This is a genomic window from Mesorhizobium sp. M1A.F.Ca.ET.072.01.1.1 (assembly GCF_004023325.1).
In the GTDB taxonomy this organism is placed as follows: domain Bacteria; phylum Pseudomonadota; class Alphaproteobacteria; order Rhizobiales; family Rhizobiaceae; genus Mesorhizobium.
The window spans coordinates 1-9,371 of sequence record NZ_RZSF01000272.1; the positions used below are offsets into that span (position 1 = coordinate 1).

Consider the following 9,371-nt stretch of genomic DNA (forward strand, 5'->3'; position numbering starts at 1 on the left):
TCTCGGCATCGCTGGCGCCCGGCCGGCCGAAGCCGATATTGTCGGCAGCACTGGCCGCGAAGATGGTGACGTCCTGCGCCACGATGGCGATGCGCTGGCGGATTGCGGCCGGATCGGCCTGGCGCAGATCGACGCCGTCGATGACGACACGGCCGCTCTCCGGATCGTAGAAGCGCAGGATAAGCGAGAAGACGGTGCTTTTTCCCGCGCCCGAAGGACCGACGATCGCCACCGTCTCGCCGGGCTTCACCTGGAAGCTCAGCCCATGCACGGCGGCCCGGTCCGGCCGCGCGGGATAGGAGAAGGAGACATCGTCAAAGCTGATCGCGCCCTTGGCCTTGGCCGGCAGCGGCTGCGGATCGGCGGGCGCCTGAATGGCGGGCTTCTCGGCCAGGATCTCGGTCAGACGCTCGGCGGCGCCCGCCGCCTGCGACAGCTCGCTCCACACTTCCGACAGCGCGCCGAGCGCGCCGGCGGCGAACACCGAATAGAGCAGGAACTGGCCGAGCGTGCCGGCCGACATCGTGCCGGCAAGCACGTCGCGCGAGCCGAACCAGAGCACCGCCACCACCGATGAAAAGATCATGAAGATGGCGAAGAAGGTGAGAAAGGAACGGGCGAAGACCGACGTGCGCGCCGCCTCGAAGGCGGCCTCTACGGCGGCCGAGAAGCGCCCCGTCACCAGCTTCTCGTTGGTGAAGGCCTGCAGCGTGCGCACGGCGCCGATCTGCTCGCTGGCATAGGCAGTGGCTTCCGCCAGCGTATCCTGCGCCAGCCGCGACTTGCGCCGCACCGAACGGCCGAAGGCGACGAGCGGCAGCACGATCAGCGGGATGGCGGCCAGTACCAGGCCGGACAGTTTTGGGCTGGTGAAGACCATCATCGCCACGGCACCGACGCCGAGGATGAGATTGCGCAGCGCGACCGATGCCGTGGCGCCGACCGCCGACTTCACCTGCGTGGTATCCGCGGCAAGCCGCGACACGATCTCGCCCGACTGCGAGCGATCGAAAAAGGCCGGCGAGAGCGTCGTGACATGGGAGAAGACATCGCGGCGGATGTCGGCGACGACCCGCTCGCCGAGCGTGATGACGAAGTAGTAGCGGCTGGCGGACGCCGCCGCCAGCACTGCCGCCATCAGCACCAGCGCGGCGAAATACTCGGCAATGAAGGTAGTGCCCGCCGCCTGGAAGCCGTGATCGATCATGCGCCGCACGGCCATCGGCAGGGCCAGCGTCGTCCCTGCCGCGACGATCAGCGATATGATCGCTCCGACCGCCAGTTTGCGGTACCGCATGACGTACGGAAAAAGGTTCCTGAGCGGCCGGACCGAGCGCCTGCGCTCGTCACCACTGACACCGATATCCGCCATGAGCGTTTCCTCTGGCCGCGTGTTCGTCATGCGCTTCAATATGCGCCTGCCGCGGCCTTGTGATTCAATTCCGGCTGATGTATAGGCTCGCCGACCGTTTTAGAAGCCGTGGCTTTTCATTAGCTGCGGCTTCGAGTTTTAAAAAGGGGCGCATCGACGCAGGCCATCGGCCCGTCACCAGCGCCGGCAAGCCAGGAACACGACAATGAAGGCCGATATCCATCCCGACTACCACACCATCAAGGTCGTCATGACCGACGGCACCGAATACCTGACCCGCTCGACCTGGGGCAAGGAAGGCGACACGATGAACCTCGACATCGACCCGACCACGCACCCGGCCTGGACCGGCGGCCAGCAGACCCTGCTCGACCGCGGCGGCCGCCTGTCGAAGTTCAAGAAGCGTTTCGAAGGTTTCGGCCTCTAAGCCTTTCTAAACGTGTCGCAGATCAAAACCCGCCGCCGAGGCGGGTTTTTTGTTGGCCACAGACGCTGCGGGAAACCCGACCAGGTTGTACCTACCCTTCCACCAGCTCCCGCAGCGCCATGCGCTTATAGGCCGCGACCAGCCTGTCGCCCTCCTCCCGGTCGACGGAGATCGCCAGCCGCATGACCGCCTCGCCCATCTGCCAGACTAGCAGCGCCGCCGTCTCCATCGCCACGGTATCTGCGCCGGGACGCAACCGCTTCAGCACCGCGACGAGGAATCGGGCATTGGCCCGGCTGTCGGCCAGTTCGAGTTCGCGCAAGGCCTTGTCGGCCTGCGTGCCCGACCAGATGTCGCGCATCACCGGTTCGGCCAGGAACATCCCGTAATAGATGTCGACCAGCTCCGAAAACGCCTGCTTCAGCCCTTCGGCGTCGCTGACGTCCTTCAGCGCCGCCGAAATGCAGGCCTGGCTTTCGGCGGTGTAGCGCTCGGCCAGCGCCCAGACGATCGCCCGCTTGTCGGGAAAGAACTGGTAGAGCGAGCCGATCGACACCCCTGCTCTTTCCGCCACCTCGCCCATGCGCATGGCATCGCTGCCTTGCTCGGCGATCAGCGCCGCGGCAGCGGCAAGCATCCGCTCGACCCGCTCGCGGCTGCGCTGCTGCGTCGGCGCTCGCCGGGGCATTGCGATTTCCTGGTCGAGCTTGGCGGCTACCCTGCCTTGCATGAGCTTCCTCCGAAAGATCCTCGAGAAACTGGCTTGACTCACAAAATACGAGGGTTTATCACGTTTTGCAAACATGAGGATTACTCATATTAAGAAAACGAGGAGATTCGAGATGACCGACACGTCACGGAAACCGATTTTGATCCTGGGCGGCACCGGCAAGACCGGCCGGCGGCTGGCCGAACGGCTGACCGCCCGCAGTATCCCGGTGCGGATCGGCTCCCGCGCAGGCACGCCTCCCTTCGACTGGTCGGACAAGAAAACCTGGGGCGCGGCCCTCGACGGCGTCGGCGCCGTCTACATCAGCTACTATCCTGACATCGCGGTGCCGGGCGCCGCCGAAACTGTCGAGGCGTTGGCCAAACTTGCCGTCGAGCGCGGCATCAAGCGGCTGGTGCTGCTCTCCGGTCGCGGCGAGACGGAGGCTCAGCGCGCCGAGGAAATGGTCAAGGTCTCCGGTGCCGATTGGACGATCCTGCGCTGCTCATGGTTCTCGCAGAATTTCAGCGAAGGCTTCCTCATCGAATCCATACTCGAAGGCGAAGTCGCCCTGCCGGTCGGCGCTGTCGGCGAACCCTTCGTCGATGTCGACGATATCGCCGATGTCGCCGAAGCCGTGCTGACGGAGCCGGGCCATGCCGGCCAGCTTTACGAACTCACCGGCCCGCGTCTGCTGAGCTTTGCTCAGGCCGTCGCCGAAATCGGCAAAGCCACTGGCCGCGACATCCGCTATCGGCGGATCTCGCATGCCCAATTCATCGAAACGGTGGCTGCGCACAACCTGCCGCCGGAATTCGCCTGGCTGCTCAACGAGCTCTTCACCGAGGTGCTCGACGGCCGCAACGAATCGCTGACCGACGGCGTGCAGCGCGCGCTCGGCCGCCGGCCGAAAGACTTCTTCGCCTATGCAATCGAAACCGCAGCCAGCGGCGTCTGGAGTAACTGAGATGATGAAAATTCTTCCCGCCCTCGCCTTCATTGCCGCGATCGGCTCTGGCGTGGTCGGCGGCGTCTTCTTCGCCTTTTCCAATTTCGTCATGGCAGCACTTGCCAGGCTGCCCGTCCCAGCCGGCATCGCAGCGATGAATTCGATCAACATCACCGTAATTACGCCCGCCTTCATGACGGCGCTTTTCGGCACCGGCCTCATCTGCCTGGTGCTGATTGCCGCTGTCATCATGGGCTGGAGCCAATCGGGCTCGTACTGGCTGCTTGCCGGCGCCGTAATCTATCTCGTCGGCAACCCGATCGTGACCATGGTGTTCAACGTACCGCTCAACGACGCCCTGGCCGCCGTCGACCCGGCCAGCAGCAACGGCGCCGCCGTGTGGGCGAACCATCTGCGCCAATGGGTCATGTGGAACCACGTCCGCACCATCACCGCGATCGTGGCGATGGCCTGCTTCATCCTGGCGCTGATTTGAAGAGAGCGGCCAGCGGATAAAACACCACCTCAGGCGGGGTCCGTCTTCTTGTGCGTCTTGCGGTCGGCGTGTCCCAGATCGCGCTCCGGGTCGATGACATCGCGGACCAGTTGCTTGAGCTTCGCCGCGTCCGGAAAACCGCCGTCGCGCTTGCGCTCCCAGATAAGCTGGTCGTTGCAGGAGATCGTGAAGATGCCGCCGGTGCCTGGCACCAGCGTCACCTCGCCGAGATCGGTGCCGAAGGTCGAGAGCAGCTCCTGTGCCATCCAGCCGGCTCTGAGCAGCCACTGGCATTGCGTGCAGTAGGTGATGCGGACGGCGGGCCGCGGCTTCTCGCTCATGTCGGATCGAGTTCCGCTCATACGGTCAGCCGATCAGGCCGCGCTGAGCTTGGCCATGGTTTCGTCGTCGACCTCGAAATTGGCGTAGACGCTCTGCACGTCGTCGTCGTCCTCAAGAGTGGCGACCAGCTTCATCAGCGACTGCGCCCGTTCTTCATCGACCGGCACGTTGTTCTGCGGCTGCCAGATCGGCTTCACCGACTCCGCTTCGCCGAGCGCGGCTTCGAGCGACTTCGATACCTCGCCGAGATTTTCGAAGCTGCAATAGACGGTGTGGCCTTCCTCGTCCGACTCGACGTCGTCAGCACCGGCCTCGATCGCGGCTTCCATCACCTTGTCCGCGCTGCCGGCCGAAGCCGGGTAATAGATCTCGCCGACGCGGTTCCACATGAACGACACCGAGCCGGTTTCGCCGAGCGCCCCGCCGGCCTTGGTGAAGGCGGCGCGCACATTGGACGCCGAGCGGTTGCGGTTGTCGGTCAGCACCTCGACGATCAGCGCCACGCCGCCGGGGCCATAGCCCTCATAGCGCACGGCCTCGTAGTTCTCGGCATCGCCGGCGGAGGCCTTGTTGATGGCGCGCTGGATGTTGTCCTTCGGCATCGACACCGCCTTGGCGTTCTGCACTGCAAGGCGCAGCCGCGGGTTCATCGCCGGGTCCGGCGTGCCGGTCTTGGCGGCGACGGTGATTTCGCGTGCCAGCTTGGAAAACATTTTCGACCGCACCGCATCCTGGCGGCCTTTCCGGTGCATGATGTTCTTGAACTGCGAATGGCCAGCCATGGCACCCCTGTCGTGTTCGGCTAGAGCATTTCTCGGCCGGGCGCGATCACCCGGCATCGGCAAATGCTCGAATTCAAAATTTCAGAACGCTGCAAGCGTGCCTGCGAAGGCCCGCGGCGCTCTCTGTCGGAATGGCCGGCTTATAGATAAATCGGCTCAATTCGTCCAGCCGGACCGTCGACCCTGACGGCGGACAGACCGAGATTGCCCTTGCAGCGCGGCATCATCCCTCCAGATCCGACTTCAGCCGGTCGAGGATGCTGATCGCATGGCCCGCATATTGGCCGATCCAGCGGTCGTGGATCTGCCTGATCGGCAGCGCGTTGAGATGGTTCCAGCGCTCGCGCCCCTCGCGCCTAGCCACGACCAGATCGGCCTCTTCCAGCACCTTCAGATGCATCATGACCGTGCAGCGATCCATGTCCGGGAAAGCCTCGCAGAGCGCCCCGGTGGTCTGCGGCTGATCCTTGAGCCGGTCGAGCAACTCGCGCCGGCGCGAGTGCGCCAAGGCCTTGAAAACACGATCGTCCGAGGTTGGGCTTGACATGTTATGTTTTTATAACATATTGTTTCACGAGGCAAGGAAGGAGCTGTGGATATGTCTCTTGGATTCAGGATTTCCGGACGCATCGGCAAGCCGGTCGCCGAAGTCTTCGACGCCGTGGTCAACCCGACGAAGCTCAGCGGCTATTTCACCACCATTGGCGGCGCCTCTGCTCCGCTGGTCGCCGGCACCACCGTCACCTGGTGGAAGACGGTGCCGGTCGAGGTCGACGAGGTGATCAAGGATAGGCTTATCGTGCTGCGCTGGGACGCGGCCGACACTGACGGCAAGCCGGCCTACAAGACACGCATCGAGATGAACTTCGAGCCGTTGGACGACGGCGGCACCTTCGTCACCATCGCCGAGGCCGGCTGGCACGAAGGCGAGGTCGGACTGAAGAAATCCTACCTCAATTGCGAGGGCTGGTCGCAGATGCTCGCCTGCATGAAGGCGTATCTCGAATACGGCATCAATTTGCGCGACGGCTATTATCGCGCCGAGATGAAAGGCGAGCCGGCCAACGAGACCAATATTTGACTCCCTTTGAGCGAGGAGGCCCGGCCGTGAAGGTAACGCCGTTCCTGATGTTCGAAGGTCAGGCCGAGGAGGCCATGACCCTCTATTGCGACACCGTTCCAGAAAGCCGCGTTGTCGACGTCACACGCTATGGCGCCGGTGAGGACGGACCCGAAGGCACGCTCAAGCTGGCCCGCGTCGTGATCGGCGGCACGGAGGTCATGGTCTTCAACAGCCCCGTGCATCACGCCTTCTCCTTCACGCCGTCGTTCTCGCTCTTCGTCGACTGTTCCTCCGAAGAGGAGCTCGATCGCATTGTCGGGGTGCTGGCCAAGGACGGCGCGTTTCTGATGCCGACCGACGATTACGGCTTCAGCCGCCGTTTCGCTTGGCTCAACGATCGCTTCGGCGTTTCCTGGCAGATCAACCTGCCCTAGTTTAATGCCCGCCGCCGGACCGCTGCTTCTTTCGACGCCGCGCCAGCATGTTGAGGCCCTCGACCAGCGCGGAAAAACCCATGGCGGCGTAGATGTAGCCCTTGGGCACGTGATAGCCCATGCCGTCGGCAATCAGCGTCATGCCGATCATCAGCAGGAAGCCGAGCGCCAGCATCACGATTGTGGGGTTCTTGGCGATAAAGTTGGCGAGCGGCGTCGCCGCCAGCATCATCACGCTCACCGCCACGATGACAGCGATGTACATGATGGCGATCTCGTCGGTCATCCCGACGGCGGTGATGATGGAATCGATCGAGAAGACGAGGTCAAGCAGCAGGATCTGGAAGATCGCCCCGGCCAGGCTCATCTGCAGTGTGCCGCCCATCATCGAGTCCTGATGATCCTGCGGATCGACCGTGTGGTGGATTTCCTTGGTCGCCTTCCAGACAAGGAACAGGCCGCCGGCGATCAGGATCAGGTCGCGCCAGGAAAAGCCATGCCCGAACGCCGTGAACACCGGTGTCGTCAATTGCACGATGATCGAGATCGTGGCGAGCAGCACCAGCCGCATGCCCAGTGCCGCCGAGATGCCGAGTTTGCGGGCGCGGGCGCGCTGCGCTTCCGGCAGCTTGTTGGTCAGGATCGAGATGAAGATCAGGTTGTCGATGCCGAGCACCACCTCCAGCACCACCAGCGTCAGCAGCGCGATCCAGGCTGTGGGATCGGAGACAAAGGCAAAGTGCGGCGCCAGGAACTCGACAAGCTGCATGGAGGTCGTCCCCTCTACGATCTAGAGCAGTTTTCGCGGGTTTCGTCGCCAGTTAGGTACGACCGGTGCTCATATCAATATCATGACCAGAAGGACGGCGCGGTTTCCTCGAGTCTCGGCCCGCGGCGAAACGGCGCGATCTTCTCGGCGAGCCCGGTGCGGTCGGAAATTTCCACGCCGACGCCGCACAGCGTCGCCGGTCCATTCGCGGCCTCGAAACGACCTTTCGGCACTTTCGACAGGAAGCGGTTGAGCGGCTCTTCCTTGTCCATGCCAAGCGAGGAATCATAGTCGCCGCACATGCCGGCGTCCGAAATATAGGCGGTGCCGCCGTTGAGTATCTGATGATCGGCGGTCGGCTGGTGCGTGTGGGTGCCGACCACAAGGCTGGCACGGCCGTCGACGAAATGCGCGAAGCACATCTTTTCCGAAGTCGCCTCGGCATGGAAATCAATCACTACCGCGTCGGCCTGTTCGCCAAGCGGACAGGCGGCAAGCTCGCGCTCGCCGGCCTGGAACGGATCGTCGAGCTCGGGATGCATGAAGACGCGCCCCATGATGTTGGCGACCAGCACCCGCGCGCCGTTCCTGGCGATATAGACGCCGGAACCACGCCCCGGCGTGCCCTTGGGAAAATTGGAGGGGCGCAGGAAGCGCTCCTCGCGCGGCGCGAAGACCAGCGCGTCGCGCTGGTCCCAGACATGGTTGCCGGTGGTGACGACATCCGCGCCCGCCGCGAGCGTCTCGCGAAAAATCTCCTCGGTGATGCCGAAGCCGCCGGCGGCGTTCTCGCCATTGACGATGACGAAGTCGAGCTTGAAGTCGGATATCAAGCCCGGCAGCTGTTCCCACACCGCCGTGCGCCCAGTTTTTCCGACCATGTCGCCGAGGAAGAGAAGTCTCATACGATCCCGCGTCGAAAGTCCGCCAAGCAAAAGCTGCATGACTTTCCGCAAAAGATCATGCGTTTCTCAACCGCTTTTCTACAATTGCGGCGTGAACCGGCGCAACCCGCTCCCGGTGAGTATTTCCGGGATGATCACATGATGGTCTTATACGGCACCACCGCCCCGTCCTAGCAGCCGAAGGCGACGTCTAACGCGCGCTCCGTCCGCGCAGCCAGAAAAACCAAACGTAGAAGACGGTGAAGCCGCCGGTACCTGCAAGGATCAACAGCATGCCGCGCCAGCCCTTCATTCCGGCGGTATCGAGGGTCGCTGGATCGCCGGGGTCGTAGTAGAATTTCACCTTGTCGCCGATCGACGCCTCGTGGAGACCGACAAGGTTTCCCTTTCCGGACCAGGTCATCGGCACGTCGTCAACCACATAGGCGAGGGCGACATTGATGCGCTCTATCGCGAGGCCATTTTTGTGCATTTCAGTGAAAGGACTGACATCCGTCACGGTAGCGACCGTCTGCCCCCAGGCGGCTTGGTGGTACAGGGTGGTTCCGGTGATATGCAATCCCATCGCAAACAGTGCTGCCGCGATCAGAGCAAACGGCATCAGGATGAATCGCATGAAGACAAAATCCCTTGCTAGCCTCAACTTGGATTGGATAGCAGGAATACTGTTGGATAGGTATTGGAATCGCGCGAAGCGGGTCGGAATATTCTAAGAGGCGGTAAACCGGCGTAACCCGCTCTCGGTGAGTATTTCCGGGATGATCACGTCATGGTTCTCATCCGGCACTTGCGCCACCTCTTGGCAGTCGAACGCAATGCCGATCAGCCGCGGCGGCAGCCCTTTGTCGGCCAGCCTGGCGATCGCTCGGTCGTAATAGCCGGCGCCGTAGCCGATGCGGTGGCCGCGCGCGTCGAATGCTGCGAGCGGAACAAACATGAGCGAGGGGTCGAGCTCTTCGGCCTCCTCGTGCGGTCCGACCGTGCCGAAACCCATCTCGACCATTGGCGCGCCGCGCACCAGCTCGCGGAAGACGATGGTTGTCTTGTCGAGGATCGCCGGCAGGCAAAGCCTGGCGCCTTTCTCGCGCAGCGCGAACATCAGCGGCCGCACATCGACCTCGGA

At 63.2% G+C, this 9,371-nt stretch carries 14 protein-coding genes; 5 read left to right on the forward strand and 9 right to left on the reverse strand.

What is annotated here, in order from left to right:
* The coding region (locus tag EOA32_RS28030; RefSeq protein WP_128373437.1) for an ABC transporter transmembrane domain-containing protein at window positions 1-1,372 on the reverse strand (1,372 nt) is incomplete at its 3' end.
* A 205-nt stretch (window positions 1,373-1,577) separates the two neighbouring features.
* On the opposite strand from EOA32_RS28030, the gene rpmE reads away from it, so the two are divergent.
* On the forward strand, window positions 1,578-1,799 hold the full coding sequence (rpmE, locus tag EOA32_RS28035) for a 50S ribosomal protein L31 (RefSeq protein ID WP_040974396.1): 222 nt from the start codon (window positions 1,578-1,580) through the stop codon (window positions 1,797-1,799).
* Window positions 1,800-1,890: 91 nt separating this feature from the next.
* On the opposite strand, the gene EOA32_RS28040 is transcribed toward rpmE, so the two are convergent.
* Window positions 1,891-2,529, reverse strand: coding sequence for a TetR/AcrR family transcriptional regulator (locus EOA32_RS28040; RefSeq protein ID WP_095782583.1), 639 nt, complete (start codon window positions 2,527-2,529; stop codon window positions 1,891-1,893).
* 112 nt (window positions 2,530-2,641) lie between these two features.
* Here EOA32_RS28040 and EOA32_RS28045 point away from each other — a divergent pair, with 112 nt between their 5' ends.
* Window positions 2,642-3,475: an NAD(P)H-binding protein gene (locus tag EOA32_RS28045; RefSeq protein ID WP_095827534.1), complete on the forward strand. Its 834-nt coding sequence runs from the start codon at window positions 2,642-2,644 to the stop codon at window positions 3,473-3,475.
* A 1-nt stretch (window position 3,476) separates the two neighbouring features.
* Window positions 3,477-3,953: a DUF1772 domain-containing protein gene (locus tag EOA32_RS28050; protein WP_067001727.1), complete on the forward strand. Its 477-nt coding sequence runs from the start codon at window positions 3,477-3,479 to the stop codon at window positions 3,951-3,953.
* Between the two features lie 29 nt (window positions 3,954-3,982).
* On the opposite strand, the gene EOA32_RS28055 is transcribed toward EOA32_RS28050, so the two are convergent.
* From EOA32_RS28055 to EOA32_RS28065, 3 genes are all read right to left on the reverse strand, one after another.
* Window positions 3,983-4,294, reverse strand: coding sequence for a SelT/SelW/SelH family protein (locus EOA32_RS28055; protein ID WP_128373438.1), 312 nt, complete (start codon window positions 4,292-4,294; stop codon window positions 3,983-3,985).
* A 33-nt stretch (window positions 4,295-4,327) separates the two neighbouring features.
* On the reverse strand, window positions 4,328-5,077 hold the full coding sequence (locus EOA32_RS28060) for a YebC/PmpR family DNA-binding transcriptional regulator (RefSeq protein ID WP_067001721.1): 750 nt from the start codon (window positions 5,075-5,077) through the stop codon (window positions 4,328-4,330).
* A gap of 223 nt (window positions 5,078-5,300) precedes the next feature.
* A complete protein-coding gene (locus EOA32_RS28065; protein WP_067001718.1) occupies window positions 5,301-5,624 on the reverse strand; it encodes a helix-turn-helix domain-containing protein in 324 nt (107 codons plus the stop codon).
* Window positions 5,625-5,675: 51 nt separating this feature from the next.
* Between EOA32_RS28065 and EOA32_RS28070 the strand changes: the two genes are divergently transcribed.
* Together EOA32_RS28070 and EOA32_RS28075 are read left to right on the forward strand one after the other, a co-directional pair.
* On the forward strand, window positions 5,676-6,158 hold the full coding sequence (locus EOA32_RS28070) for an SRPBCC domain-containing protein (protein WP_128373439.1): 483 nt from the start codon (window positions 5,676-5,678) through the stop codon (window positions 6,156-6,158).
* Between the two features lie 26 nt (window positions 6,159-6,184).
* Complete coding sequence (locus EOA32_RS28075) at window positions 6,185-6,574, forward strand: VOC family protein (protein WP_280953075.1); 390 nt, start codon at window positions 6,185-6,187, stop codon at window positions 6,572-6,574.
* A gap of 1 nt (window position 6,575) precedes the next feature.
* Here the strand turns inward: EOA32_RS28075 and EOA32_RS28080 are convergent, their stop codons facing one another.
* The 4 genes from EOA32_RS28080 to EOA32_RS28095 all read right to left on the reverse strand — a co-directional run.
* On the reverse strand, window positions 6,576-7,343 hold the full coding sequence (locus EOA32_RS28080) for a TerC family protein (RefSeq protein ID WP_067001713.1): 768 nt from the start codon (window positions 7,341-7,343) through the stop codon (window positions 6,576-6,578).
* Window positions 7,344-7,423: 80 nt separating this feature from the next.
* Window positions 7,424-8,248 (reverse strand): YmdB family metallophosphoesterase, encoded by an 825-nt coding sequence (locus EOA32_RS28085; RefSeq protein WP_067319494.1) that lies wholly within the window; start codon window positions 8,246-8,248, stop codon window positions 7,424-7,426.
* A gap of 190 nt (window positions 8,249-8,438) precedes the next feature.
* Window positions 8,439-8,864: a DUF3592 domain-containing protein gene (locus EOA32_RS28090; protein ID WP_127241615.1), complete on the reverse strand. Its 426-nt coding sequence runs from the start codon at window positions 8,862-8,864 to the stop codon at window positions 8,439-8,441.
* Window positions 8,865-8,957: 93 nt separating this feature from the next.
* Window positions 8,958-9,371 (reverse strand): 5-formyltetrahydrofolate cyclo-ligase (locus EOA32_RS28095; RefSeq protein WP_128373440.1); only part of this gene is annotated, 414 nt, incomplete at its 5' end.